General features: G+C 68.6%; 25 protein-coding genes and 1 pseudogene. 11 read left to right on the top strand and 15 right to left on the bottom strand.

The window, feature by feature from the left end:
• Positions 1–477: 477 nt before the first annotated feature.
• A pseudogene (locus FND50_RS37895) lies at positions 478–3,284 on the top strand (ATP-binding protein); the annotation flags it as partial.
• A gap of 9 nt (positions 3,285–3,293) precedes the next feature.
• Here FND50_RS37895 and FND50_RS28255 read toward each other — a convergent pair.
• A complete protein-coding gene (locus FND50_RS28255; RefSeq protein WP_144287893.1) occupies positions 3,294–4,037 on the bottom strand; it encodes an IclR family transcriptional regulator in 744 nt (247 codons plus the stop codon).
• Positions 4,037–5,551, bottom strand: coding sequence for an APC family permease (locus FND50_RS28250; protein ID WP_144287892.1), 1,515 nt, complete (start codon positions 5,549–5,551; stop codon positions 4,037–4,039). Before FND50_RS28250 ends, FND50_RS28255 begins: the two co-directional genes overlap by 1 nt.
• A 226-nt stretch (positions 5,552–5,777) precedes the next feature.
• On the opposite strand from FND50_RS28250, the gene FND50_RS28245 reads away from it, so the two are divergent.
• Genes FND50_RS28245 through tatA form a run of 3 tightly spaced genes read left to right on the top strand, consistent with a single transcriptional unit; the run spans position 5,778 to position 8,229 of the window.
• A complete protein-coding gene (locus tag FND50_RS28245; protein WP_144287891.1) occupies positions 5,778–7,358 on the top strand; it encodes an FAD-dependent oxidoreductase in 1,581 nt (526 codons plus the stop codon).
• Between the two features lie 29 nt (positions 7,359–7,387).
• Positions 7,388–8,062 carry a Rid family hydrolase gene (locus FND50_RS28240; protein WP_144287890.1) on the top strand — a complete coding sequence of 225 codons (675 nt, stop codon included), beginning with the start codon at positions 7,388–7,390 and terminating at the stop codon, positions 8,060–8,062.
• Complete coding sequence (tatA, locus tag FND50_RS28235; RefSeq protein WP_005252050.1) at positions 8,062–8,229, top strand: Sec-independent protein translocase subunit TatA; 168 nt, start codon at positions 8,062–8,064, stop codon at positions 8,227–8,229. Before FND50_RS28240 ends, tatA begins: the two co-directional genes overlap by 1 nt.
• Before the next feature lie 53 nt (positions 8,230–8,282).
• On the opposite strand, the gene FND50_RS28230 is transcribed toward tatA, so the two are convergent.
• The 10 genes from FND50_RS28230 to FND50_RS28185 form a co-directional block, all read right to left on the bottom strand.
• Positions 8,283–9,113 carry an ABC transporter permease gene (locus tag FND50_RS28230; RefSeq protein WP_005252052.1) on the bottom strand — a complete coding sequence of 277 codons (831 nt, stop codon included), beginning with the start codon at positions 9,111–9,113 and terminating at the stop codon, positions 8,283–8,285.
• A complete protein-coding gene (locus tag FND50_RS28225; protein ID WP_144287889.1) occupies positions 9,110–10,096 on the bottom strand; it encodes an ATP-binding cassette domain-containing protein in 987 nt (328 codons plus the stop codon). The genes FND50_RS28230 and FND50_RS28225 overlap by 4 nt, the downstream gene beginning before the upstream one ends.
• 148 nt (positions 10,097–10,244) lie before the next feature.
• Entirely contained in the window at positions 10,245–11,159 is a 915-nt protein-coding gene (locus FND50_RS28220) for a hypothetical protein (protein ID WP_144287888.1), read from the bottom strand.
• Positions 11,160–11,329: 170 nt separating this feature from the next.
• Positions 11,330–12,475, bottom strand: a complete 1,146-nt coding sequence (gene menE / locus FND50_RS28215) for an o-succinylbenzoate--CoA ligase (protein WP_144287887.1) — start codon at positions 12,473–12,475, stop codon at positions 11,330–11,332.
• Positions 12,472–12,771, bottom strand: a complete 300-nt coding sequence (locus FND50_RS28210; protein ID WP_005252058.1) for a DUF3349 domain-containing protein — start codon at positions 12,769–12,771, stop codon at positions 12,472–12,474. The genes menE and FND50_RS28210 overlap by 4 nt, the downstream gene beginning before the upstream one ends.
• Positions 12,772–12,773: 2 nt before the next feature.
• Positions 12,774–13,127, bottom strand: a complete 354-nt coding sequence (locus tag FND50_RS28205) for a DUF3349 domain-containing protein (protein ID WP_005258309.1) — start codon at positions 13,125–13,127, stop codon at positions 12,774–12,776.
• Positions 13,128–13,172: 45 nt separating this feature from the next.
• Positions 13,173–13,439, bottom strand: a complete 267-nt coding sequence (locus tag FND50_RS28200) for a hypothetical protein (RefSeq protein WP_144287886.1) — start codon at positions 13,437–13,439, stop codon at positions 13,173–13,175.
• 10 nt (positions 13,440–13,449) lie between these two features.
• Positions 13,450–14,658 carry an inorganic phosphate transporter gene (locus FND50_RS28195; protein ID WP_005564456.1) on the bottom strand — a complete coding sequence of 403 codons (1,209 nt, stop codon included), beginning with the start codon at positions 14,656–14,658 and terminating at the stop codon, positions 13,450–13,452.
• 79 nt (positions 14,659–14,737) lie between these two features.
• Positions 14,738–15,133 (bottom strand): VOC family protein, encoded by a 396-nt coding sequence (locus FND50_RS28190; RefSeq protein ID WP_005258305.1) that lies wholly within the window; start codon positions 15,131–15,133, stop codon positions 14,738–14,740.
• A gap of 3 nt (positions 15,134–15,136) precedes the next feature.
• The gene (locus FND50_RS28185) at positions 15,137–15,586 is read right to left on the bottom strand and encodes a hypothetical protein (protein ID WP_144287885.1); all 450 of its coding nucleotides are present in this window, start codon (positions 15,584–15,586) and stop codon (positions 15,137–15,139) included.
• A 153-nt stretch (positions 15,587–15,739) separates the two neighbouring features.
• Here FND50_RS28185 and FND50_RS28180 point away from each other — a divergent pair, with 153 nt between their 5' ends.
• Positions 15,740–18,067, top strand: a complete 2,328-nt coding sequence (locus FND50_RS28180; RefSeq protein WP_144287884.1) for an arylsulfatase — start codon at positions 15,740–15,742, stop codon at positions 18,065–18,067.
• A gap of 6 nt (positions 18,068–18,073) precedes the next feature.
• On the opposite strand, the gene FND50_RS28175 is transcribed toward FND50_RS28180, so the two are convergent.
• Positions 18,074–18,967 carry a 1,4-dihydroxy-2-naphthoyl-CoA synthase gene (locus FND50_RS28175; protein ID WP_005252069.1) on the bottom strand — a complete coding sequence of 298 codons (894 nt, stop codon included), beginning with the start codon at positions 18,965–18,967 and terminating at the stop codon, positions 18,074–18,076.
• Between the two features lie 73 nt (positions 18,968–19,040).
• Between FND50_RS28175 and FND50_RS28170 the strand changes: the two genes are divergently transcribed.
• Genes FND50_RS28170 through FND50_RS28160 form a run of 3 tightly spaced genes read left to right on the top strand, consistent with a single transcriptional unit; the run spans position 19,041 to position 21,191 of the window.
• Positions 19,041–19,694, top strand: coding sequence for a PaaI family thioesterase (locus FND50_RS28170; protein WP_005258299.1), 654 nt, complete (start codon positions 19,041–19,043; stop codon positions 19,692–19,694).
• Positions 19,695–19,698: 4 nt separating this feature from the next.
• The gene (locus FND50_RS28165) at positions 19,699–20,700 is read left to right on the top strand and encodes an o-succinylbenzoate synthase (protein WP_144287883.1); all 1,002 of its coding nucleotides are present in this window, start codon (positions 19,699–19,701) and stop codon (positions 20,698–20,700) included.
• A 44-nt stretch (positions 20,701–20,744) separates the two neighbouring features.
• Positions 20,745–21,191, top strand: coding sequence for a DUF6918 family protein (locus FND50_RS28160; RefSeq protein ID WP_005258295.1), 447 nt, complete (start codon positions 20,745–20,747; stop codon positions 21,189–21,191).
• A 54-nt stretch (positions 21,192–21,245) separates the two neighbouring features.
• Here FND50_RS28160 and FND50_RS28155 read toward each other — a convergent pair whose 3' ends face one another.
• Both FND50_RS28155 and FND50_RS28150 read right to left on the bottom strand, forming a co-directional pair.
• A complete protein-coding gene (locus tag FND50_RS28155) occupies positions 21,246–22,073 on the bottom strand; it encodes a siderophore-interacting protein (RefSeq protein ID WP_144287882.1) in 828 nt (275 codons plus the stop codon).
• A gap of 62 nt (positions 22,074–22,135) precedes the next feature.
• On the bottom strand, positions 22,136–22,732 hold the full coding sequence (locus tag FND50_RS28150) for a flavin reductase family protein (RefSeq protein ID WP_144287881.1): 597 nt from the start codon (positions 22,730–22,732) through the stop codon (positions 22,136–22,138).
• Between the two features lie 93 nt (positions 22,733–22,825).
• Here FND50_RS28150 and menD point away from each other — a divergent pair, with 93 nt between their 5' ends.
• The 3 genes from menD to FND50_RS28135 all read left to right on the top strand — a co-directional run bounded on the left by menD (position 22,826) and on the right by FND50_RS28135 (position 26,106).
• The gene (gene menD / locus FND50_RS28145; RefSeq protein WP_144287880.1) at positions 22,826–24,451 is read left to right on the top strand and encodes a 2-succinyl-5-enolpyruvyl-6-hydroxy-3-cyclohexene-1-carboxylic-acid synthase; all 1,626 of its coding nucleotides are present in this window, start codon (positions 22,826–22,828) and stop codon (positions 24,449–24,451) included.
• Positions 24,448–24,888, top strand: coding sequence for a DUF3592 domain-containing protein (locus FND50_RS28140; protein WP_144287879.1), 441 nt, complete (start codon positions 24,448–24,450; stop codon positions 24,886–24,888). The genes menD and FND50_RS28140 overlap by 4 nt, the downstream gene beginning before the upstream one ends.
• 72 nt (positions 24,889–24,960) lie before the next feature.
• Complete coding sequence (locus FND50_RS28135; RefSeq protein WP_144287878.1) at positions 24,961–26,106, top strand: glycosyltransferase family 1 protein; 1,146 nt, start codon at positions 24,961–24,963, stop codon at positions 26,104–26,106.
• Positions 26,107–26,113 lie beyond the last annotated feature (7 nt).

The raw sequence follows: 26,113 nt of genomic DNA, 5'->3' as shown, positions 1-26,113 counted from the left end.
ACAACCTAACGCTTCCGGCGATGCCGTACGTTTCAACCACGGTGCTGCGTCTATCTCCTTTGCCAGAGTGAGCAGTAGCTGACGGCCACAGACATCGCTGCGTGAACTGTTACCGAGCCCGACCGAGGAGGCAAAACGGGCTGAGCGCCGTTCTGCGTCCACCAGGGTCCGTTTTGGCCATGCTCAAAACGGAAGCCTGCTGCAGCTAACACCCAATAACAGTCCCCACCGGCCCGTTCCGCGTGCTGCATCGCGGTGGTGGCGCTTATACCGAACGTATCAGCGAGTACTTGTGGTGGCGCTGGCGGACAAGTTGTTGCCACGTTTGCGTTTCGTGTGGCGCGGATTATGGGATGCCGTTGCAGGTCACTCGGAAGTTTGTGAAGTCCCCGTTAGTAAAGGTGTAGTGCAGCAGGGCATGCTCGGTCAGCTGAGTGCCGTCGGAGAACGACCATTTGACCATTGTCTGAAAGGAGTCCCGGGGGTCCCGCCGCAACAGAACTCGCCGCCGATGCCGCAGTGATCCGGGGGCAGCTAAAGGTCGCGGAACTGGCGGCGCTGGTGGTGGTCGAAGACTGGGACGCCGCCCTCCCGAAGGCGCTGGCCCACGTCGCAGCCGAACCGCTGGACGAGCAGGGGCACGCGCACCTGATGCGGGCGCTCGCCGGGCTCGGGCGGGACAACGAGGCGCTGGACGTGTTCGCGACCTTCCGCAAACGGATGGTGTCCCGGTTGGGTGCCGATCCGTCGCCGGCGCTCGTCGCTCTGCACACCGAGATCCTGCGGGGCGGACGTCCCGGTGCCGTGGCGGCTCCGCTCCTCGTGTCGCCGGATCGGACGGCGATCGGGCTCCGCGCGGCACCCAACGCCCTCCTGGGACGCGACTCGGACATTGCGGAGATCGAGCGGTCGCTCACGTCCTCGCGAGTGGTGACCATCCTCGGGCCCGGCGGCGCCGGCAAGACGCGACTCGCGCACGAACTGGGTGCGCGGGCCGCCACCGGGACGTCCGTGGCTCTGGTGGAACTCGCGTCGCTGCGCAGCAGCGAGGACGTCGTGGCGGCGATCAGCAGCACGCTCGGGCTCAGCGAGGTCGACATCGCGCCTGGCCGGCTCACCGTCAGCCGCGTCCATTCGGCGCGGGAACGGCTCCGGGAAGCGTTGTCGGCAGGGCCGATGCTCCTGATCCTCGACAACTGTGAGCACGTCATCGGCGCGTGCTCCGAGATCGTGGCCGACCTGGTGGCGGCCGGCGACCAGCTGACCGTCCTCACGACCAGCCGAGCACCCCTCATGCTCGCGTCCGAGGCCGTGTACCCGCTGCCGCCGCTCGCGATCGACGAAGACGACGCGCCCGCCGTGCAACTGTTCACGGTGCGGGCCCGCGCGGTGCGGCCCACGGCGCGTCTCGATCCGGAGACGGTGCGCAGCGTCTGCCGCACCCTCGACGGTCTCCCGCTCGCGATCGAACTGGCCGCCGCGCGGGTACGCAGCATGAGCGTCGAGGACATCGGCCGACGACTCGAGCATCGGTTCGCGCTGCTGCGGTCACACGACCCGACGTCGCCCGAGCGGCACCGCACCCTGCACGCCGTCATCGACTGGAGCTGGCAGCTTCTGGGCGAGCAACAGCAGATCGCGCTGCGCAGACTCTGCCGGTTCCCGGCGGGGTTCACCTCGACGCCGCCCGGACGATCGCGGAGTGGGACGGCGTCGACGACGTCGTGGATGCCGTCGAGGGCCTCGTGAATCAATCGTTACTGTCCGTGTCGGAGACGTCGGACACACTGCGCTACTACATGCTCGAGACGGTGCGCGAGTACGGCGAGGAGCAGCTCGCGTCGGCCGGTGAGGAATCGGAAGTGTTTGCTCGCCAAGGGGTCTGGGCCGGCCGGTTCGCGTCGGAGGCGCTCCGCCGGTGCCGATCCGACCAGGTTGCGCTCGCGGACGACATCGACGCCGACCACGACAACCTGCTCGCGGTCCTGCGGTGGGCGGTCGAGCGCGACGACGCGGAGACGGTGGCGACCGTGTTCCCGGTGCTGGGCGGCCTGTGGGCCATTCGGGGCGCGCACTCGGAGGTGATGAACTGGACGCCGCGGATTCTCGGGTCGACGGCGGACGCGGACCTGACGGACGTCGGTTCGGAACTGGTGGCGTACACGTTCCTGCTCGCGGCGATGCACCTGGTGTTCGGTGGCCAGACGCGCACGCTCGCCCGGGCCCGGATCCGGCTGCGTCACCTGCTCCGGGACCGCCCCGATCTTCCGTCGGTCACCTCGTTCGCGGTGCGGCTCATCCTGTCGCTGGGTTCGGGACGGCGCCTGGCCAGGGTCGTCGCGGACGGGGTGCGGTCGGACGATCCGGAGACCTGCGCGGCCGCGTTGTCCGCGCGGGCCAGCATGCGGGAGAACCTCGGCGACTTCCGCGGCGCGATGAGGGATGCCGCGACGGTGTCCGAACTGTGCGGGGCGATCGGTGATGTGTGGGGCACGGCGATGGCGTCGCAGTTCCTCGGTTCGCTGCACAGTCAGTCCGGGCGCTACCGGCACGCGGTGCGGCACTATCAGGACGCCGTCGAGGGCATGCGGAAGCTGGGTGCGCAGGAGGAGGCGGATCAGTTATGGGGCTTCCAGGCCTCCGCGCTGATCGCCGACGGTGATGTGGAGGCCGGCCGGAAAGTGCTGGCCGACACGGTTCTCGAGCATCGCGGTGCGGGCACGGGGACCGACGACCACCGGCCGGACGAATGGCGGGCCGCCGCCACCGGCAGTCTCGCGGAAATCGATCTCGCGGACGGCGACGTCGAACGCGGGCTCGCCCGCTACCGTGAGGCGCTGGACATGGTGTATCCCCGGATGCTGTCCGAGCCGTACGCCGATCCGTTCGGAATGATGCTGGCGGCGTCGGTGGTGTGCGCCCACGTGCTGCACGGCCGGTCCGAGATGATGGTGGAGTTCGTGCCGAAGCTCGCGGCGGCAGCGCTGTCGAGGCTGGGACAGGGCGCCTACCAGGATCTGCCGGTCACCGGGGCCGTGGCGGCCGGGGTGGGATGCTTCGAGCTCGCGCACGGTGATTCCGATCGTGGCCTCGCGTTGCTGGCGTTGTCGGCCCGGGCCCGGGCGCGGCAGGACATCGCGTCGCTGCGACACCCCCGGCACGTCGCGTTCGCGCTCGAGCACGTGGGCGAGGACCGCTGGGAGTCGGCGCAGAAGCGGTTCGGCAACTGGTCGCGTCGCGCGGTGCGCGCCGAAATCCTGGACATGCTAGCCAGTTCGAGCTGAGTGCCGGCCTCAGGCGGGGACCCGGCCGCTCACCCGGGCCGCACACGATCGCAGGAGGTCGGTGAGTTCCGGATCGTCGACGGCCAGGCGTCCGGTCTTGCCGATCGCCGCAAGGCATCCGACCACCGCGTTCTGCGCATCGTGCACCGGGACGGCGACGGCGCTGCGGCCCACCCGCACCTCGTCGACCTCTCGGGCCGAACCGGTGTGACGGACGGCGTCGAGTTCACCCCGCAGCGCGGCGATGTCGGTGACGGTCCGCGACGTGACCCGGCGCAGGCTCGGCGGCACCAGGTCCGGACGGGACGCGAGGAGGATCTTGCCGATGGCGGACGCGTGCAGGTGCGCGGCGATCGTGTTCTCGCCGCTGAGTTCGTGGTCGGGGTCCCGGTCGACGAGTCGCACCCGGCCGCCCGCGAACGACGCCAGATGGATCCCGAAACGCACCTGTTCGCGCAGTTCTTCGAGCACGGCGTGGTGGTCGACCGGGTCCGGCGCCGCATCCGCCCCCGCCAGCTGCCTGGTCCGCCGGCCCAGCGCGAACCCGGACAGGTCGGCGATCCGCACCAGATAGCCATCGGCGGTCAGGAGATTGAGCAGCCGGTACGCCGTGGCCTGGGGGATCCCCGCGTGTGCGGCGATGTCTCGCGCGGTCGCCCCGGACCCGAGCTGAGCGACGGCCTCGAGCAGGGCGAGTGCCTTCTGCACGGCGCGTGGTTCGTGGCCCGCGATCTCCCCCGCTCGGGCGCCCATCACCGGGACCCGGGGGTACGTCCAGCCGCCGTCAACGCGAGGTTCCCGGCGGCGTCCGTGGCGAAGACCCCGGCTCCCGGCAGCACATCGTCTGTTTCCGCGGTGTCGAACACACCCATCGACCGCAGGCTCGCCGGGTAGCGCCATCGCAGGTACAGCTGCCACGCCGAACCCGACAGCAACAGGGTCAGCACCACGGTGGGGACCATAGCGAAGCCGTGGGCCACGTTCACGAACAGCATGTAGGCCAGGACGATTCCGCCGGCGGCGCTGCCCGCGACTCCCGCCACCAGGACCAGAGGGGTGTGCTCCCCGATCCGGCTGAGGAACCGCACCGACGCCACGGCCACCAACACGTACGCCGCGACCACCGCAGTCCTGGCAATCAACTGCACATGACCGAATCCGGTCGACTTGCCGACGATGCCGAATGTCGCGGCACCGACGCACACGGCGCACACGATGACCGCCAGCGCCGCGTACGGGGTGCGGAAGCTGCGGTGCACCCGGGCGAACAGACGCGGCACGACTCGTTCGATCCCCATCGAATACAGCAGGCGCGACGCGGCATTCGACGACGCCATCGCCGACGCCAGCCACGACGTGCCCAACCCGAGGTTCAGGGCGATCACCACGGCCGGGTCGACCCCGGTGGAGGTGCCGTGCAGATACGCGTTGACCAGGGTGTCCGTGCGACCGGACCAGGCGGCCCACGCCGAGAAGATGAACAAAGCGCCGCAGATCATCGGCGTGAGCATCACGGTGCGGGTGACGGTGGCGAGCGGACGCTTGGCCTCCGGGCCGAAGAACGTGGCGCTCTCGAAGCCGGCCAGGGCGAACACCGCGGCCAGCGTCATGAGCAGCGGCCCGTCCGCGGAATCGGACGGCGGCACCGCGGCGTGCTGGCCGCCCGCGCCGGTCACGATCATCAGACCGACGATGAACAGCAACGAGCACGATTCGACGGCGAGGATGGCGAGGGCCGCGAACCGCACCCCGCGGACCAGACAGGCGAGGATCACGATCGCGATCCCGGCGTAGACGAGGAGACGCCCGGCGGGTTCGCGCAGTTCCAGCCCGAAGAAGCCGAGCGTCGCGATCACGGCCTGGCCACCGTGGTACAGCGTCATCACCGCACTGCCCACGTACTTGGTCAGCATGGCGACACCCGCCGTCAGCGCGGCACGCGTGCCGAGGCCCTGGAACACGAAACTGTAGAGGCCGCCCGCGGCCGCCATACGTCGCGTGAACTGCGAGACGCACACCGCGATCAGGGAGACCACCACCGTCGCGACGACGATCGTGATCAGACCGCTCAGCAGCATCTGGTGGGTGAACATGGTGACGGGCAGGACCACCATCGACACCGCAGGAGCCGTCGTGGCCACCGACTGGGCGAGAACCTCGAAGCCCGACAACTGCCGCCGGCCCAGCGCACGCAACGGCGACAGGGCCTGACGTTCGGGCTCGCCGGTGGCGAACGAACGCGCGATGGCGTCGGAAAGGGCTGACATGCGCGTGAAACTAGCCGGGTCGTGTTGCCGAAAAGTTTCGGTTTCGGGTCGAACTCCGACTCGGGAGTGAGAACGGCCCGCGCCCGTTCTCGCTCGCCGGCCTCAGACTGTTTCGCCGCCGACAACTTCTTGACTCGCGTCCCTCCCAGGATGAATCCGGACAAGTTACCCGGGTCGCCGGGCGCAAGAATGGGAGCGCGAATTGGCATTCACACGTAGATCTTTCATGAAGGGCCTCGGGGCCACCGGAGGCGCAGGCCTCGCGTACGGCGCGATGTCGACGCTCGGGCTCGCACCGTCGACCGCTGCGCCCGCCCGCACCTTCCAGCCGCTCGCGGCCGGCGACCTGATCGGCAAGGTGAAGGGCAGCCATTCCGTGGTCGTGCTCGGCGGCGGCCCCGCCGGTCTGTGTTCGGCGTTCGAACTGCAGAAGGCCGGGTACAAGGTGACGGTCCTCGAGGCCCGCACCCGGCCCGGTGGCCGCGTCTGGACCGCACGGGGCGGCACCGAGGAGACCGACCTGAGCGGCGAGACGCAGAAGTGCACGTTCTCGGAGGGCCACTTCTACAACGTCGGCGCCACCCGCATCCCGCAGAGCCACATCACGCTCGACTACTGCCGCGAACTCGGCGTCGAGATCCAGGGATTCGGAAACCAGAACGCCAACACGTTCGTGAACTACCAGAGCGACACGTCGCTGTCGGGCCAGTCCGTCACCTACCGGGCCGCGAAGGCCGACACGTTCGGCTACATGTCGGAACTGCTGAAGAAGGCCACCGATCAGGGCGCCCTGGACCAGGTGCTGAGCCGGGAGGACAAGGATGCGCTGTCGGAGTTCCTCAGCGACTTCGGTGACCTGTCCGACGACGGCCGCTACCTCGGATCCTCGCGTCGTGGTTACGATTCCGAGCCCGGAGCCGGCCTGAACTTCGGCACCGAGAAGAAGCCGTTCGCGATGCAGGAAGTGATCCGCAGCGGCATCGGCCGCAACTTCAGCTTCGACTTCGGCTACGACCAGGCGATGATGATGTTCACCCCGGTCGGCGGCATGGACCGGATCTACTACGCGTTCCAGGACAGGATCGGTACCGACAACATCGTCTTCGGCGCCGAGGTGACGTCGATGAAGAACGTGTCCGAGGGCGTCACCGTCGAATACACCGCCGGCGGCTCGAAGAAGTCGATCACCGCCGACTACGCAATCTGCACGATCCCGCCGCACCTCGTCGGACGACTGCAGAACAATCTGCCCGGCGACGTGCTCACCGCGCTGAAGGCGGCCAAGCCGTCGTCGTCCGGCAAGCTCGGCATCGAGTACTCGCGCCGGTGGTGGGAGACGGAGGACCGCATCTACGGCGGCGCGTCGAACACCGACAAGGACATCTCGCAGATCATGTTCCCGTACGACCACTACAACTCCGATCGCGGTGTGGTCGTCGCCTACTACAGCAGCGGCAAGCGGCAGGAGGCGTTCGAGTCGCTCACCCACCGCCAGCGGCTCGCCAAGGCGATCGCGGAGGGCTCGGAGATCCACGGCGAGAAGTACACCCGCGACATCTCGTCGTCGTTCTCGGGCAGCTGGCGGCGCACCAAGTACTCCGAGAGTGCCTGGGCCAACTGGGCGGGCAGCGGCGGATCGCACGGCGGGGCGGCCACACCCGAGTACGAGAAGCTGCTCGAACCCGTCGACAAGATCTATTTCGCCGGCGACCACCTGTCCAACGCCATCGCCTGGCAGCACGGCGCCCTGACGTCCGCCCGCGACGTCGTCACCCACATCCACGAGCGCGTGGCCCAGGAAGCCTGACCTTCCCCTCGAACAAGGAGTCGTGAACTGTGAAGTCTTTTCGTACCAAGGCCGTGACCGCCGCGCTCGCCGCATCCGCTCTGATCGCCGGGGCGACGTCGTGCTCCTCCGAGGAGGCGGCAGCGGAAGCGCCCGGCAGCACGTTCGTCTCGAAGTCCGTTCTCGAAGCCGGCGAGGCGAATCCGATGATCGCGCAGGGTGTGGCCATCGGTGGCGGCACCGCCGTCTACAAGTCGAGTGGCGTCGGTCCCGGCGCTTCCAACCAGGCCGCACCCGAGGGCACCCCCGAGTCGTACATCGACACCGACGTGTTCACGGGCGGCGCACTCCCGGCCGGAGTCACGCTCACCGAAGCGCAGGGCATCAACGCGCTGAAGCGGATTCGCGACAATCTCGAGGCACAGGGACTGACGCTCGCGGACGTCGTGACCATGCGGGTGTTCCTCGACAACGCCCCCGGCACCGACCGCGCCGACTACGCCGGCTGGAACCGCGCCTACCGGCAGTTCTTCGCGAACACCAACCTCGAGACCGGTGACACCGAACTGGTCCCGCTCGGCACCGCGGAGCCGGCCGCGCCGATGGAACGGAACTCCGCGCGTCCCAGCCGGTTCGCGCTCGAGGTCGCGAGTCTGCCCGCGGCCGGCTGGCTCGTCGAGGTCGAGGTGGACGCCGTGTACCCCGACGGTGAGGAGCCCCAGTAGTGGGGGCGCTGAGCCCGAGCCACTGGGCGATCATCGCGGTCGTGCTCGTGGTGCTGTTCGGGTCAAAGAAACTACCGGACGCCGCCCGCGGCCTGGGACGTTCCATGCGGATCCTCAAGACCGAGGTGGGGGAGTTACAGGCGGACGCCCCCGAACTGGAGAAATAGGCGAAGCGAGCCGGTGGACCCCGCGTCCACCGGCTCGCTTCGTTCTTCGGGTGTCAGGCCTTACGCATGTACGTCCGGACCGTCAGCGGTGCCATGATCGCGACGATCACGGCGGCGCCGAGCAGCGACCACACGACGTGGACACCGAAGTGGCCGTCGTTGACGAGTTCACGCACCGCGGTCACGACGTGCGACACAGGGTTGACGTTCACGAACGCCTGCATCCAGCCCGGCATCGTGTCGGCGGGCACGAACGCGTTGGACATGAACGTCAGCGGGAACAGGATGAGCATCGAAATGCCCTGCACCGACGACGCTTTGCTCATCAGAACACCCATCAGGGCGAAGATCCAGCTGATCGAGAAGGCGCAGACGATGACGAGCGCGCCGGCAGACACCACTCCGACGACACCGCCGCCGGGCCGGTACCCCATCGCGATACCGACGGCGAACGTGATGGTCGTGGCGATGCCGTACCGCACGACGTCGGCGAGGAGCGCACCGGACAGCGGCGCGATGCGGGCGATCGGCAGGGACTTGAAGCGGTCGAAGACGCCCTTGTCCATGTCTTCCCGCAACTGGGTGCCCGTCACGATCGACGTGGTGATCACCGTCTGGACCAGGATGCCCGGGATGATGATCGGCAGATACGACGCCACGTCGCCGGAGATGGCGCCACCGAAGATGTACGTGAACATCAACGTGAAGATGATCGGCTGGACGACGACGTCGAACAGTTGCTCCGGATTGTGCTTGATCTTGAGCAGTCCCCGGTACGCCATGGTCAGCGTGTTCGCGACGGACTGCTCGAGGCTGATCCGGTTCCGGGCTTCCGGAATCGGTTGGGGGCCCGCGTGAGCGCGGGATTCGAGGGTGGTGGTCATGCGACGCTCCGTTCGGTGTCGGCCTCGGTGGCGTCTGCCCCGTGGCCGGTGATGGTGAGGAAGACCTCGTCGAGACTCGGCTTCTGGACGGTGATCTCGTCGACGGCGATCCCGTGGTCTCGCAGTCGGATCAGGAGTTCGACGGTGAGCGACGGATCGGTCATCGGCGCGGTGAGGCGGCCGATCTCCGGCGTGATCGCGACCTCCACACCGAGGGTGTGGGCGATCACCGAACGCGCGTCGTCGGTCTGTCCGCGATCGACCAGCGTCACCTGCAGCGAGGAGATACCCACGGACGCCTTCAACTCGTCGGCCGTGCCGTCCGCGATCACCTTTCCGCGGTCGATGACGGCGATCCGATCGGCCAGCTGATCCGCCTCGTCGAGGTACTGCGTGGTGAGCAGCACCGTCGACCCGTCCGCGACCAGCCTGCGGATGGTGTCCCACATCTGGGCGCGCGTCCGAGGGTCCAGACCCGTCGTCGGCTCGTCGAGGAACAACAGCGGAGGATGGGCGATCAGGCTGGCCGCCAAGTCCAGACGTCGACGCATGCCGCCCGAGAAATTCTTGAGCGGCTTCGTCGCAGCCTCGGTGAGGTCGAACTCCTCGAGCAGTTCCGTGCACTTGCGGCGGGCATCACCTCGGCTCAGGCCGAGCAACCGGGCGAAGAGCACCAAATTCTCGACCGCCGACAGGTCCTCGTCGACGGACGCGTACTGGCCCGTGACACCGACCAGCGAGCGCACCGCATTCGGTTCGCGCACCACGTCGTGGCCGAAGATGCGGGCCTCGCCGCCGTCCGGACGCAACAGCGTCGCAAGCATCCGCACCGTCGTGGTGTTACCGGCGCCGTTCGGGCCGAGCACTCCGTACACCGACCCGGTCGGGACGGACAGGCTCACGCCGTCGACGGCGCGCTGACGGCCGAAGAGCTTCACGAGCCCATCGGCCTCGATGGCTGGGGGAGTTGCAGTGAGGTTCATGCCGTAGACGATGCAGTCCACCACTTGCATCGGGCTTGCACGCCTCTTGCACGGTCTTGCGGGCGCTGTCGTCGGGCGGATTCACAGACATCGGTCGGAATCAGGGGCAATTGCGCCGGAATCCGGCGAATGTCTCAGCAAACGTCTGTCAGCGCCGGTGCCCGGCACGCGCGCAAGCCCTGTCGAAGCGCGCCTTGACGGCAGCGAAGTCGAACAGGTCGCGCCATGTCCACCGGACGACCTCGTACCCGGCGTCGCGGATCGCGTCCTCCCGGAGCTTCTCGCGGTGGACCGCCACTGCCGCCTGGCCACCGTCGACGCCGTATTTCCCCATACCGTCGAACTCCCCGACCACGCCGAATTCTCTCCAGAAGAAATCGACTCTGCCGAGGAAGACACCGGTGCCGTCGTGGAGGACGTGCTGGAGTTCGGGAGACGGCAGGTCGTGCTGGCGGATCCGGATGCGGCTCAGCGATTCCCCAGGGCTCTCGCTGCGACCGTCGAGGAAACTCGCTGCCCGCCGCGCCGTCGCGATGCCCTTGCGAGGTCCCGCCCGGCCGACCTCGTCCAGAATCTCGTCGAGCGAGACGAGTCGACGATGCAGCGCCGAATCGCCGATGACGACGGCTTGGTCGAACGTCGAGATGCGTGCGGTGTCGACCACAGTCCGGGCGGGGGAGGTGACCGCCAGCCCGCCCAGGGTGACGACGTCGGACGCGTCCAACGGTGTGGCGTGGACGTGGACTCCCGTGGTTCGGCCACCACCGGAGGCGTGGTTCCTCGTCAGATGCACCCGTTCCAATGGAAGGTCGCCGAGGTCCATGCCGTGCAGCAGTGCCGCAGAGGTGTGGCTCACCACGACGCCGGGTGGGCGCGACTGCAGGGCCGCCGCAATGCGGGCCCGATGCAGCGCAGGCGCATCGAGTGCGGCGAAGTGCTCGTCGGAAACGTACGCACCCGCCGCGATTCGCACGAGACGCCCGGAATCGCGTGCATGCCGGATCTCGGAGTCGGTGAAACCGTCGGCCAAGGCTCTGCGTCGGAAGATCACGTCGTCGCTCATGGCGACATCGTGCCCCACCCCGCAGTGGTGATCGGTTCGCTCACCTGGGATTTCGGCGGAGCCTGTGGATAGAGCTCGACTTGTGGACAACAGCATCCGCGTGGATTTTGGCCAGACGCGCGGAAATTGCGGGCGCATCTGGCCAATGTCTTCGCAGACGGGAGGACTCGCTAGCCGAATCGCGATTCCAGTGCGCGCCGGTCGATCTTCCCCGGACCTCTGAGGGGGAGGGTGTCGACGAGGTGCAGTTCGCGTGGGGCGGCGGTGGGGTCGAGGGTGCGTTCGACGAAGGAGCGGAGTTCGGCGAGTGTCGGTTCGGTGCCGCGCTCGGCGACGACGACGGCGGTGACGCGGCGCCCCAGTCGCTCGTCGGGGAGGCCGATCACCGCGCATTCCCGGACGGCGGGGTGCGCGACGAGAGCCGCCTCGACCACTTGCGGGACGACGGTGAGACCGCCGGTGGAGATGGCCTCGTCGAGTCTCCCGGAGATGCCGAGGACGCCGTCGGTGACGGCGCCGGCGTCGTCGGTGCGGAACCAGCCGGGTTCGGCGAACGCCGGATGGTCCGGGAGTCCGCGGTAACCGGCTGCGAGCATGGGCCCGCCGAGGAGGACGCGGCCGTCACCGTCGATCCGCACCCGGGTGCCGTCGAGGGGAACGCCGTCGTACACGCATCCACCGCACGTCTCGCTCATTCCGTACGTACGGACGACGGTGATGCCGGCGTCGACGGCGCGACGCAGGACGGGGGCGGGGGTCGCGGCTCCGCCGAGGAGGACGGTGTCGAGTGCGGCGAGCGAGGCCACGGCGTCGGGATGGTCGAGGGCCTTGACCAGCTGGGTCGGAACGAGCGAGGTGTAGCGGCGGGGACCGCTCATCGACGCGACAGCGGCAGGCAGCGCACCGGGGTCGAAGCCGTCGGTCACGTCGATCACCACCGGCTCGGTGCCGGCGAGGACACTGCGCAGCAATACCTGCATACCCGCGATGTGGTGGGCGGGAAGGGCCAGCAGCCAGGAGCCCGGACCGCCGAGCCGCGCGTGCGTCGCGTCACCGCTGGCGCGGAGGGCGGCCGCGGACAGCATGGCCCCCTTCGGCACTCCCGTCGTGCCGGACGTCGCGACCACGAGGGCGACATCGTCGTCGATCGGCTCCCCGGGGCGCAACGCGTCCGTCAGTCGGCGGGTCTCCCGCTCGTCCGCGGCGGGGACGGGGAGGGCGGCCGGGGCGGTTCCGTCGAGGATCGCCGACAGTTGCGGCAGGATGCCGAGAACCCCGACGCCCGACGGGACGGGCAGGACCTGCAGTTCGCTCACTGGGCAGGCCCGGCCAGCGGCCAGCCGCCTGCGGCGAGGTTGCTGCGCACCCGGTCTACGTCCGACTCCAGCGGCAACTCGTCGGTGACCTTGGTGATGAGCACCTGGATGTCGGTCTTCTCGATGGGCAGGTCGCCCTCCTCGACGAGGGCGTCGGCGACGGCGTCCACCTCGTCTTCCGACAGACGGCGGGTGAGCAGCGCGAACAACGGAATGTAGTCCTGCTCGGGCACGCCGTTCGGGTAGCCGGCTCGCAGCCAGCCGATGATGGAGGAGAGAAACGGTGGAAGGCTCATGGCTAGCCTGCGTCGCGGGTTTCTTCCGTGTCGCCGGAGCCGTCGCCGCATTCGGCATCGGGTCCGACCGGCCACCCTCCGGCCTCGAGGTTCGCCGTCACCCGGGCAACGTCCTCCTCGGACGGTTCCTCGTGGGTGATCTCGCTGATGAGACGGCGGATGTTGTCGTAGTCGACGTGGCGTTCGGGTGTCTCGTGGGCCGTCTCGATGGACAGCGCGACGACCTGTTCGATCTCCTCGTCGGTGAGACGGCGACGCAGCACGGCCAGCAACGCGAAATGGTCCTTCGCCGGGATTCCCTCGGGGTACCCGGCGCGTAGCCAGTCGAGCACGGAGCGAAGTGAATTCTTGGGCACGCGTTCGGCCTCTTTCGTCGATGGAACGGGACTCGCGGTCGCCGCTCAGAAGATGTGGATACCGAAGCTGCTGGCCAAAAAGCCCTGCATCAAGAGAAGTATCCCAGTGATGATCGCGATCAGCACCACGGCGAAGCAGGCCCAGGCGCCGATCCGGCCTGCGAAGGTCGGCTGCGAGACTCCCTCACCGGTGTCCGTGCCGCCGAGCGACCGGAGTCCGAGCGCGAAGATTGCGGGGAGGCCCGCGCCGAACAGCAGTCCGACGAAGATGACCTGCCAGAGCGAGTGGATGGTGGTGGTCAGCAGTGTCATGGCGGGCCCCTCAGCGGTTCGTGGCGGGACCGGCGGAGTCCGCGGTCTCGGCCACGCCCGGTTCGATGGGTTCGGCGGGAACGTCGGTCTCGCCCGACTCCCATTCGGCGTTGACGTTGCCGGACGTCACCGGCTGCAGCCGGGAGCGCAGATACATGAACCCGGCGAGCACGATCAGGGCGGCGAACACGACGAGAACACCGGGCAGACCGCCGATCATGTGGGCGATGACCCAGCACACGGCTCCCACGATCGCCGCGGACGGCAGGGTGACCAGCCACGCGACGGCCATGCGTCCGGCGATGCCCCAGCGGACCTCGGCGCCCGTGCGGCCGAGGCCGGTGCCGAGGATGGAGCCGGTCGCGACGTGCGTGGTGGACAGCGGCAGTCCGAGGTGGCTGGACGTCAGGATGATGGCGGCGGACGAAGACTCCGCGGCCATGCCCTGGGGAGCGGCGATCTCGACGAGTCCCTTACCGAGCGTGCGGATGATGCGCCAGCCGCCGAGGTAGGTGCCGAGCGCGATGGCGATCGCACAGCTGAGCTTCACCCAGAACGGCATCTCGTCCTCGGCGGACAGGGACCCGTGCGCGACGAGTGCGAGGAAGATCACGCCCATCGTCTTCTGGGCGTCGTTGGTTCCGTGGGCCAGCGACACCAGGGACGCGGAACCGATCTGACCGATGCGGAACCCGTGTTCCTTGGTGTCCTCCGGCACGCCGGAGGTGATCCGGTAGACCAGCTTGGTGCCCGCGGTGGCGACCAGTGCTGCGACCACGGGGGCGAGGACGGCGGGCACGACGACCTTGCTGAGCACGCCGCCCCACTCGACACCGCTCATGCCGATGGATGCGATGGCCGCACCGATCAGTCCGCCGAACAGCGCGTGGGACGAACTCGACGGCAGGCCCAGCAGCCACGTCGCCAGATTCCAGATGATGCCGCCGACCAGGCCGGCGAACACGATGAGCAGCAGATCCTCGCCGCCCACTTCTCCCAGATTCACCACGCCCTTGGCAACTGTCGCCGCAACCTCCACGGACAGGAACGCGCCGACCAGATTCAACGATGCGGAGAGCGCGACAGCCGCCTTGGGTCGCAGAGCTCCCGTCGCGATCGAGGTGGCCATTGCATTGCCGGTGTCGTGAAAGCCGTTCGTGAAATCGAAAGCGAGGGCGGTGACGACCACCACCAGGAGAACTACGAGCTCTGCGGTCACACCCAGATTGTGCGGATTTCAACCGAAAATGTACAGCTGACGTCCGGTGTCCAGGATCACTCCTGCGTATGGCTTCCCGTCAGTTCTCACCCTTCGGACGGGAGTCGCGGCGGATGGGGTGATCCTCCGGAATCTGCACCAGAACGATCGGGATTCCGTCGGGGTCCGCGATCCACATCTCGAACAGCCCCCACGGTTCCTGCCGGGCCTCGCGGTCGATCTTCACCCCGGCGAGAACAAGCTCGGTCTGGACCGCGGTGAGGTCGCGAACCTGCAGCCACAGGGCGCCGTCGAAGGAGGACGACTCACCGGTTCCGCCGTGCGCGGCAACCTCGATCAGACCCTGACCGGCGAAGAACACCGTGCCCCCGGGGTATTCGCGGGCGGTGGCGAGCCCGAGGATGTCACGGTAGAAGCCCAGTGTCGTCGTGTAGTCGCGCGGCCGCAGAATCGTCCTGCTGCTGAGGATCTCCACCCGTCACCCTCCTTCGCCGGGCCGGGCTTCGTGTCCCGTCCGGCCGTGTGTGCGTCGATCTTCCTTCATCTCCGCCTCGAACAGGTGCCGTCGTCCGTCGGCGAGTTCGTGACGTGCGCCCCGCTCGTGCTCGCGCAGCGGCGTCCAGTAGTGATCGTCGAACTCTTCGACGAGCTGGAACGTCCACCGGCCCTCGACGACGTTGCGACCCACGAGTTCGGTCTCCACGCGGTCCGCGACGTCAGGGTGACCCGCGTCCCGCAGCGCGTCGACGGCCTCGCCGAGCTGAAGGTCGGCGTGCCCGATCAGCTGATGGAACGAGTAGAGGTGCCCGCGGGCACGCTCGACCGTTTCGAGGGCCTCCGACAACTTCCCGAGCGCGGCGACGGTGTCGTCACCGACTCCGGGCGGACGACGGTGTTCCGGTGCGGGGAGCTCGCGGTCGATGCTCATGGGGGTCAGTGTGCCCGAATCGGAGACGTCGCGTGCCCTCTCCTGCCTACGCGACGAATCCGTCCGCGTATTTCACCCTCCGCGGGTGTACTCGCCCGCGACCGCCCGGTGCTGGACTGGATCGACAGCTTCCGACGACGAGGGGACGGGACCATGACTTCGAGCGTGACAGGCGAGCCGATACCGGGTGGCGAATCGTTACCGTTCCCGCCGACGCCGTCGGGGAGCATCGCCGGCCGGACCATGCAGGAGTCGGTGTACAGCCCACTTCCGAAGAAGCGGCGGCTTTCCGACGACGCCCCGAACATTCTGATCGTCCTCATCGACGACGCCGGGCCCGGTCTGCCGAGTGGCCTCGGCGGTGAGGTGAACACCCCGACGCTCGACGCGATGTTGCAGGACGGCATCGGGTACAACCGATTCCATACGACCGCAATGTGTTCGCCGACCCGCGCGTCGCTGCTGACCGGACGCAACCATCATCGCGTCGGGAACGGGCAGATCGCCGAGCTGGCCAACGACTGGGACGGCTACTCCGGCCACATCCCGCGGTCGAGTGCGACGGGGCCCGAGGTGCTGCGCCACTACGGATACAGCACTGCCGCATTCGGGAAATGGCACAACACCCCTGCCGAGGAGACCACCGCCGCCGGTCCGTTCGACAACTGGCCGACGGGTCTCGGGTTCGAGTACTTCTACGGTTTCCTCGCCGGCGAGGCGTCCCAGTACGAGCCGAACCTGGTGCGCAACACGACGGTGGTGCTGCCTCCGAAGACGCCGGAGCAGGGCTACCACCTCAGTGAGGATCTCGCGGACGACGCCATCGGCTGGCTGCGCAGGCACAAGGCGTTCGAGGCCGACAAGCCGTTCTTCATGTACTGGGCCAGCGGCTGTCTGCACGGACCGCACCACATCATGAAGCCGTGGGCCGACAAGTACGCCGGGAAGTTCGACGACGGCTGGGATGCCTACCGAGAGCGGGTCTTCACGAGGGCGAAGGAGAAGGGCTGGATTCCCCCCGAAGCGGAGCTGACGGACCGCGACCCGACGATGGCCGCGTGGGACGACATTCCCGACGACGAGAAACCGTTCCAGCGCCGGCTGATGGAGGTGGCGGCCGGGTACGCCGAGCACTGTGACGTCCAGGTGGGCAGGCTGTTCGACGAACTGGACCGTCTCGGCTACCGGGACGACACCCTGGTCCTGTACATCTGGGGCGACAACGGCTCGTCCGGCGAGGGTCAGAACGGCACGATCAGTGAACTGCTGGCGCAGAACGGCATTCCGACCACGCCGGCGCAGCACATCGCGGCCCTCGAGCAACTGGGTGGTCTGGACGTCCTGGGGTCGCCGAAGACCGACAACATGTACCACGCGGGCTGGGCGTGGGCGGGCAGCGCACCGTACAAGGGGATGAAGCTGCTGGCCTCCCACCTCGGTGGCACCCGCAACCCGATGGTGGCCCGGTGGCCGGCGAAGGTGACACCGGACCCGGCACCCCGCACGCAATTCCTGCACTGCAACGACGTGGTGCCGACTCTGTACGACATCATCGGGATCACCCCACCGCGGACGGTGAACGGTGTTCCGCAGGATCCGGTGGACGGCGCCAGCTTCGCGCAGACACTCGTCGAACCCGGGGCGGCCGGGGGAAAGCCCACCCAGTACTTCGAGATCATGGGCAGCCGGGCGATCTACCACGACGGCTGGATGGCGTCCGCGTTCGGGCCACGCGCACCGTGGGCGGCGGGCCTCCCGGGTGGCATCCGCGACTGGAGCCCCGACGACGACGTCTGGGAGCTTTACAACCTGGACGAGGACTGGACCCAGAATCGGGATCTCGCGGCGCAGCATCCGAAGAAGCTGGCGCAACTGCGGGAACTGTTCGTGATCGAGGCCGCGAAGAACAATGTGCTTCCCGTCGGTGGCGGGCTGTGGGTCGTCGCATTGCATCCCGAGCAGCGGATCACGACGCCGTACACGAGCTGGGAGTTCTCCGGCGACACGATCCGGATGCCCGAGTTCTGTGCTCCCGCGCTGGGCAACAAGAACAACCGGGTCACCCTCGAACTCACGGCACCGGAGAACCCGAGCGGAGTGCTCTACGCGCTGGGGAGCAACGCCGGCGGACTCACGTGCTTCGTCGACGACGGCTTCCTCTGTTACGAGTACAACCTGTTCATCCTGATGCGCACCAAGATTCGCGCGACCGTGCCGATCGCGCCGGGCACCCGCACGGTGCAGGTGGTCACGGAGTTCGTCGAGACGCGGCCCGGTGGCCCGCTGAACGTGAAGCTCTGCGTCGACGGCAGTGTCGTCGGGGAGGGGCAGGTGCCGGTGAGCGTGCCGTTGCTGTTTACCGCCAACGACTGTCTCGACGTCGGCACCTGCCTCGGTTCCCCGGTGTCGCTGGACTACTACGACCGGGCGCCGTTCCCGTTCAACGGCACCATCGACCGCATGGCGGTCGAGTACACGTAGGGGATCTCAGAAGTACCAGGGGTACGGCTTCCAGTCCGGTTCGCGCTTTTCGAGGAAGGAGTCGCGGCCCTCGACGGCTTCGTCGGTCATGTACGCCATGCGGGTTGCCTCGCCGGCGAACAGTTGCTGACCGACGAGGCCGTCGTCCTGCAGGTTGAACGCGTACTTGAGCATGCGCTGGGCCTGCGGGGACTTGCCGTTGATCTTGGTGGCCCAGTCGATCGCGACGTCCTCGAGTTCGGCGTGGTCGACGACCTTGTTGACGGCGCCCATCTGGTGCATCTCCTCCGCGGTGTACGTCTCACCGAGGAAGAAGATCTCGCGGGCGAACTTCTGGCCGACCATCTTGGCGAGGTAGGCGCTGCCGTACCCGCCGTCGAAGCTGCCGACGTCGGCGTCGGTCTGCTTGAAACGGGCGTGTTCGCGGCTGGCGAGGGTCAGGTCGCAGACCACGTGCAGGCTGTGACCGCCGCCCGCGGCCCAGCCGTTGACGAGGCAGATGACGACCTTCGGCATGAACCGGATCAGCCGCTGGACCTCGAGGATGTGGAGACGTCCGGCGCGGGCCTTGTCGACGGTGTCCGCGGTTTCGCCTTCCGCATACTGGTATCCGCTGCGTCCGCGGATGCGCTGGTCGCCGCCGGAGCAGAACGCCCACCCCTCGTCCTTGGGGCTCGGACCGTTGCCGGTGAGCAACACGGCGCCCACGTCGGACGTCATCCGGGCGTGGTCGAGCGCCTGGTACAACTCGTCGACGGTGTGCGGGCGGAAGGCGTTGCGCACTTCGGGACGGTCGAACGCCACCCGGACGATTCCCTGGGTGACATGCCGGTGGTAGGTGATGTCGGTCAGGTTCTCGAAACCGGGAACCGGTCGCCAGTGCTGCGGGTTGAAAGTCACGGCTCCGAGGTTATCGGGTGCGGTTGGCGGGTGTCCGCGCGCGCACGAGTTTGCCCGGGTTTACCGTGCAGGTATGAGCGAACAGGCTGCCGACGTCACCCGTCTCGACGGCAAGGGCGACGACGAGTACGAGCACCACGGCGGGTTCCCCAAGTACGAGCCGGTGACGCCCGGTCCGGACTGGCCGCGGTTCGTCGAGGGAATGCGCACCTTGCAGGACCTCGCGGTGTCGGTCGACGCCCCGGACGACGTGCTCGCGCAGGCCGCGGACCAGGTGGAGAAGCTGGCCGAACTGCTCGGACCGCACGTCGTTCCCGAGGGGCGGTCGCCGGCGGGCCGCACGATCGAGTTGCCGGGCCGGGGGAGTCTCCTCATGCCGCCGTGGAACATCGAGAAGTTCGGACCCGAGGGGGTGCGCAGTGCGGGCATGTTCCGGCGCTATCACCTCGGGGGCAACGGTGCCGCGCACGGCGGCACGCTGCCGCTGCTGTTCGACGACCTGATGGGCATGATCGTCCACGCGTACGGGCGGCCCATCAGCCGCACCGCCTACCTGCACGTGAACTACCGCGCGATCACTCCGCTCGACACGCGGCTGACCGTCGAGGGCAGCGTCGACCGCGTGGAGGGTCGCAAGACGTTCATCACCGCACGGTTGATGCAGGACGACACGTTGCTCGCCGACTGCGAGGCTCTCATGCTCCAGTTGCTGCCCGGGCAGCCCTGACGTCGTGACGTCCCTGCCCTCCCTGGAGGAGGTCCTGGCCGATGCCGTCGTGGTGAGTCTGCCCATGCGCGTGCGGTTCCGCGGCATCACGACGCGAGAAGCGTTACTGCTGCGCGGTCCCGCGGGGTGGGGCGAGTTCGCGCCGTTCCCCGAGTACGCGGACGACGAGGCGGCGCACTGGTTGCAGTCGGCGATCGAGGACGCCTGGCTCGGGCCGCCGCCCGCGGTACGAACGCGAGTGCCGATCAACGCCACCGTCCCCGCCGTCGACGCCGCCCGGGTGCCCGCCGTGCTCGAGCGTTACCCCGGTGCCCGGACCGCGAAAGTGAAAGTGGCCGAACGTGGTCAGACGCTTGACGACGACGTCGCGCGGGTGCGGGCGGTCCGCGCACTCGTTGCGAACGTGCGCGTCGACGCGAACGGGGGGTGGTCGGTCGACGAGGCCGAGACCGCGCTGCGGGCCCTGACCGTCGACGGTCCGCTCGAATACGCCGAGCAGCCGTGCGCGAGCGTGCCCGAGCTGGTGGAGGTCCGCAGGCGGATGCCCGACGTCCGGGTGGCCGCCGACGAGAGCATCCGGCGCGCCGAGGATCCGCTGAAGGTCGTGCGGGCCGGCGGTGCCGACGTGGCCGTCGTGAAGGTCGCCCCGCTCGGGGGAATGCGGCGGCTGCTGTCGCTCGTGGACGAGTTGTCTTCGTACGGTGTGCCGGTGGTCGTGTCGAGCGCCCTGGACACCGCTGTCGGTATCGCCGCCGGTGTCGCCGCTGCCGCCGCGCTCCCCGAATTGCGGTTCGCCTGCGGTCTGGGTACCGGGGGACTCTTCGAGGCGGACGTGGCCCGCCCCCGCGAACCCGTCGGCGGCGAACTCACCGTCGACGCGGTGGCACCCGACGTCGAACGCGTCACGGCTCTCGCCGCGTCCGCGGAGCGTTCACGCTGGTGGATCGAGCGGGCCCGCCGGTGCCATGGCCTGCTCGAACAACGCGGAGTCCGGTTTTTCGTATAGTGTCTGCCGGACCTGATCGCTCAGTCAATACGGAGGCATTGAAAGTGGTTGCAGCTCTGAACGAAACCCTGCTCGACGAGTCGCGCGTTCCTGCGGTCATCGCAGACGTCCAGGCTCTCATCGACGCGGAGGTTTCGGACAAGTCGGGGGCCTCGGGACTGGCACTCAAGGGTGGATACGGCGCGGTCAAGAAGGTGGGACCGTCGATCGTGCCGGACGCCATCGAGGGCCTGCTGCCGGCATTCGTCACCAAGCTCGAGCCGTACTGGCAGGCATTCACCGCCAGCGGTGAGGCCGGATTCTCCGAGTACCTGGTCGCGCGTGGCGACGAGGTCGCGGACTCGCTCCTCGGTGTGACCGACGAGCGCATCGAGGGCAGCGACCGCGGTGCTGTCAAGAAGGTGTACTCGTCGCTGCGTCCGTCGGCGAAGAAGAATGTGATCGAGGCACTTCCGCGTCTGGGCGCCCTCGTTCAGAAGCACGCCAACTGAGAACCCCGGTGAGTGGCCCGGCGCGCCCCGGCGTGCTGGGCCACTCACCTGTGGTCAGTTGGCAGCGTGGCCGTGGCGCCAGTAACCGGTGAACGAGATGTCGGACTTCGGGATGCGGCGCTCGTTCACGAGGTGGCGTCGCATCGCCGTCGTCAGCTCGCTCTCGCCGGCCACGAACGTGTAGGACGGCCCGGTCGGCAGCTCCGCCTGTTTCACGGTGTCGAGCGCGAGCACTCCCGGACGGGCATCGGCGTCCTCGCGCACCAGCCAGTGCACGTTCACGCCGTCACCCACCGAAACTTCCTGAGCGTCTTCGACATCGGGGATCTCGACGAAGACTTCGGCCCGCAGGTCCCGCGGAGCCGATCGCAGGATCCCGACGATGGCGGGAAGCGCGCTCTCGTCACCGACCAGCAGCTGCCACTCGGCGTCCGGCGTCGGGTTGTAGATCAGGCCCTCGTCGAGGATCGCCACCTCGTCACCGGCCGCGGCCGAATTGGCCCACGCCGATGCGGGACCGAGGTCGCCGTGCGAGGCGAAGTCGATGTCGATCTCGGTGCTGTCGCCGAACGTTCCCGATCCCGCCACCCGGATCTCGCGGATCGTGTAGTTGCGCACGACCGGCCGGGTGTCCTTGGGCATCAGCTTGTACTGCGCGTACCAGAGGTTGCTCGCGCTGGTCGGAAGCCGCAGCATGCTCTGTCCCCGCTGGGGGATGAACATCCGGAACCACTGGTCGAACCCCATCGGGCTGACGGAGTCGAGTTCCTCGCCCGCGATGGTGACGCGGACGAAGTTCGGGCTTATCTGCTTGCCCGCGACGACGCGTGCGGACGCGATCCGGCGACTCTGAGGTTTGACGAACTTGCTGCGTTTAGCCATGGCGTCGGTTACTCCCCCGGTAGCGGTGCGATTTGTCAGGTAAGCCTAACCAATCGATCCGTTTAGGCGGGGCGATGCGGTCGGTCGAGCCTCACGACCTTCGGCGGCAGACCCCACTCGTTGCGGCCGAGCCGGCTGAGCGGGGCGAGTTCCGCGAAGTCCGGAAGTCCGTCGTCGGCGAGCGCCTCGGGCCGCACCGCAACCGTCACGACGTCGCCCATCACCACGAACGAATCACCGACAGGTATCACCTGGTGCAGGGTGCACTCGATGGCGACCGGCGAACCCGCGACCCGCACAGGACGGACCCGCTCACTGAGTTCGGTGTCGATGCCCAGCGCGGCGAACTCGTCGACCTCGCTGTCGAACGTGGCGGAACTGGCGTTGACCGTCGAAATCAGCGGCTCGGTCGCCACGTTGATCACGAACTCTCCCGTCGCCTCGATGTTGCGGAGGCTGTCCTTGCGGGTCACCGACGTGAACTGCACCACCGGCGGGTGGGTGCTGGACACCGAGAAGAAGCTGTACGGGGCCAGGTTGGCCACCCCGTCCGCCGAGACGGTGGACACCCACGCGATCGGCCGGGGCACGATCGAGGCGGTCAGCACCTGATACATGCGGTGTGGGGGAAGTTCGGCGGGATCGAAGACTGTGCGCATGCGTTCATGGTGTCAGCGCCCGCGATGTGGCCGTGAACTCACCCGGCGAGGTCGCCGGACGGGGGTGCCGGAGGATCTGACACTCTTGATGTCGTGAACCCGTCCACTGCACAAGCCACCGCGGTCGTCGACGAACTGGTCCGCGGGGGCGTACGCGAGGTCGTGCTCTGCCCGGGTTCGCGCAACGCGCCGCTGGCGTTCGCCCTGCAGGCCGCCGACCTCGAGGGCCGGCTCCGTCTGCACATGCGCATCGACGAACGCACCGCGGGATTCCTCGCGCTCGGCCTGGCCGTGGCCGGCAAGCGTCCCGTCCCGATCGTCATGACGTCCGGCACCGCCGTCGCCAATCTCGGACCCGCGGTCCTCGAGGCGAACTACGCCCGGGTGCCGCTCGTGGTGCTCAGCGCCAACCGCCCGTACGAGATGCTCGGCACGGGCGCCAACCAGACCATCGAGCAGCTCGGTCTGTTCGGCAGCCAGGTGCGCGCGACCATCAGCCTGGGCCTGGCCGAGGACGATGCCGGGCAGAACAGCCAGTGGCGTTCGGCTGTGTGCCGGGTCCTCGCTGCGGCCCGCGGCACCCGGTCGGGGAACGCCGGTCCCGTGCACTTCGACATCCCGCTCCGGGAACCGCTCGTCCCCGACGTCCACGCGCAGGGCCCGGTCCCGCAGGGACGACCGGGTGGGGCGGCGTGGACCACCACCCAGCACGCGACGCTCGACGTGCCGATGGACCTCGACCTCACCCCCGACACCATCGTGATCTCCGGGCACGGGTCCGCGCTGCGGCCGGAACTCGCCGGACTGCCGACGGTCGCCGAGCCGACCGCGCCGCTGCACGGCATCCCGGTGCATCCGATGGCGTTGCCGCAGCTCAAACCGCGGCAGGCCGTCATCACCGGACGCCCCACCCTCCACCGGTCCGTGTCGAAGGTCCTCGCCGATCCGGCGGTGGCCGTCTACGCGCTCACCACCGGCCCCCGCTGGCCCGACGTGTCCGGCAACGTGCTGGCCACCGGAACCCGCGCGGTGGTGACCGGTGAACCCGACCGGGCCTGGATCAACCGGTGCCGCACGCTGTCCGAACACACCGACAAGGCGGTCCGCGCCCAACTGGCCGCCCACCCGAAGGCGACGGGACTGCACGTCGCCGCCGCCGTGATGGACGCGCTGTCCGACGGTGACCAGTTGCTGCTCGGGGCGTCCAACCCCGTCCGCGATGCGGCGCTCGTGAGCTATCCGGCGCCGAAGATCCGGGTGCTGTCCAATCGGGGCGTCGCCGGCATCGACGGCACCGTGTCCGCGGCCGTCGGAGCGGCGCTCGCCTACGCGGAGGGGCGCACGGTCGCCCTGCTCGGCGACCTCACGTTCCTGCACGACGCGTCCGGGCTGCTCATCGGCAGCGGGGAACCGCGGCCCCGCGACCTGACGATCGTGGTGGCCAACGACGACGGTGGCGGCATCTTCGAATTGCTCGAACAGGGCGACCCCCAGTACGCGGGGGTGTTCGAGCGGGTCTTCGGTACTCCGCACGGGATGGATCTCGCCGCACTCTGTGCCGCCTACCGGGTGGAGCATCACCTGGTGGGTCTGGGTGAGCTGTCGACGCGGCTGAGCGCGCCCGACGCGCCCGGCGACCGCGGAATCCGGGTGCTCGAGGTGACCACCGAACGTTCCGGGCTGCGCGAACTGCACGCCGCGGTGCGGGCCCAACTGTGAATGCGCGGGTGTCGCGGCGCGTCCGGTGGGGGGTGCTGGTGGCGGCGATCGGCATCTCGGTCCTGGCCGTGCTCCTCGTGCTGGCCGCCTGGCGCAACGACCACACCATCCAATCCGACCGGGGCGTGGCCACGGCGGAGGTGCTGTCGGCGGGCTCGCTGCGGTCGGCCATCAGCTTCGTCACCCCTGACGGGGTGACGCACAATCCCGAACTGGGCGTGCTGTACCCGACGAAGCTCACGGTGGGGCAGCGCATCGACGTCGAGTACGCGCGCAGCGACCCCGACCTGGTGCGGGTGTCCGGGCGCGACGCCAGCGTCGCCGTCGTCCCCGCCGGTTCGCTGATCGTCGTGACCTGGCTGATCGCGGGACCGGTGATCTGGTACCTGCGGCGGCGGGAGAGTTCGGCGGAGGCCCAGCCGGCAGTGTCATCCTGAGTTTCCCGGAACTTCGCGCGACGGTCACGTCGATCTCGCTGCTGTGACCACGAGCACTGCCACGCTGAGCGCGTGAGAGTAGCCATCGTCGCGGAATCGTTCCTGCCCAACATGAACGGTGTGACCAACTCGGTGCTGCGGGTTCTCGACCATTTGCAGCGCACCGGACACCAGGCGATGGTCGTCGCCCCGGACACGGTCGGATCGCAGACGTCCGCGCCGACCGAACACGGCGGCGTACCCGTCTACCGGGTGCCTGCGGTGATGGTGCCGAAGGTCAGTTCGCTCCCGGTGGGTCTGCCGCAGCCCGGACTCACCTCCGCGCTGCGGGCGTTCGACCCCGACGTCGTGCATCTGGCGTCACCGTTCCTCCTCGGTGCGGGCGGGCTGGGTGCGGCGCACCGGCTCGACGTCCCCACGGTCGCGGTGTACCAGACGGACGTGGCGGGATTCGCCGAGAGCTACGGCCTCGGCATCACCAGTCGCGCGGCGTGGGCCTGGACGCGTCGCATCCACCGGGGCTGCACGCGCACTCTCGCGCCGTCCACGTCGGCGGTCGAGGCGCTCGCCGAGCAGCGGATTCCGAGGGTCTATCGCTGGGCGCGCGGCGTGGAGACCACTCGATTCGCACCGTCGCGTCGCAGCACCGGTCTGCGGGACTCCTGGCTGGGCGGCTCGGATCGGCTGGTCGTCGGATTCGTTGGCAGGCTCGCGCCCGAGAAACACGTCGAGCGGCTCGCCGCACTCGCCGGCGACCAGCGGGTGCGGCTGGTGATCGTCGGCGACGGTCCGGAGCGGGCCCGCCTGCACCGGTTGATGCCCGACGCGGTGTTCACCGGACAGCTCGGCGGTGTGGAGCTCGCGGAGGCCTACGCGAGCCTGGACGTCTTCGTCCACCCCGGCGAGCACGAGACGTTCTGCCAGGCGGTGCAGGAGGCGCTGTCCAGCGGGGTGCCGGTGATCGGACCGGATGCCGGGGGACCGCGGGATCTGGTCGCGCACTGCCGCAACGGCTACCTGCTTCCGGTCGACCGGTTCGGCGAACTGCTGCCGAGCGCCGTCGACGCACTGCGCGACCGCCGCATGCGCGCCCGCTTCGGTGAGGCCGCCCGGCAGTCGGTGCTGCACCGCACGTGGCCTGCGATCTGCGACGAGTTGCTGGGTCACTACGCGGCGGTTGTGGTCGGGCAGGACTTTCGCGAGTCCCGGGCGGCCTGACCAGCGG

Source organism: Rhodococcus sp. WB9, from assembly GCF_007558985.1.
Taxonomy (GTDB): Bacteria; Actinomycetota; Actinomycetes; order Mycobacteriales; family Mycobacteriaceae; genus Rhodococcus_F; species Rhodococcus_F opacus.
This window is presented reverse-complemented; position numbering and strand designations above follow the sequence as displayed.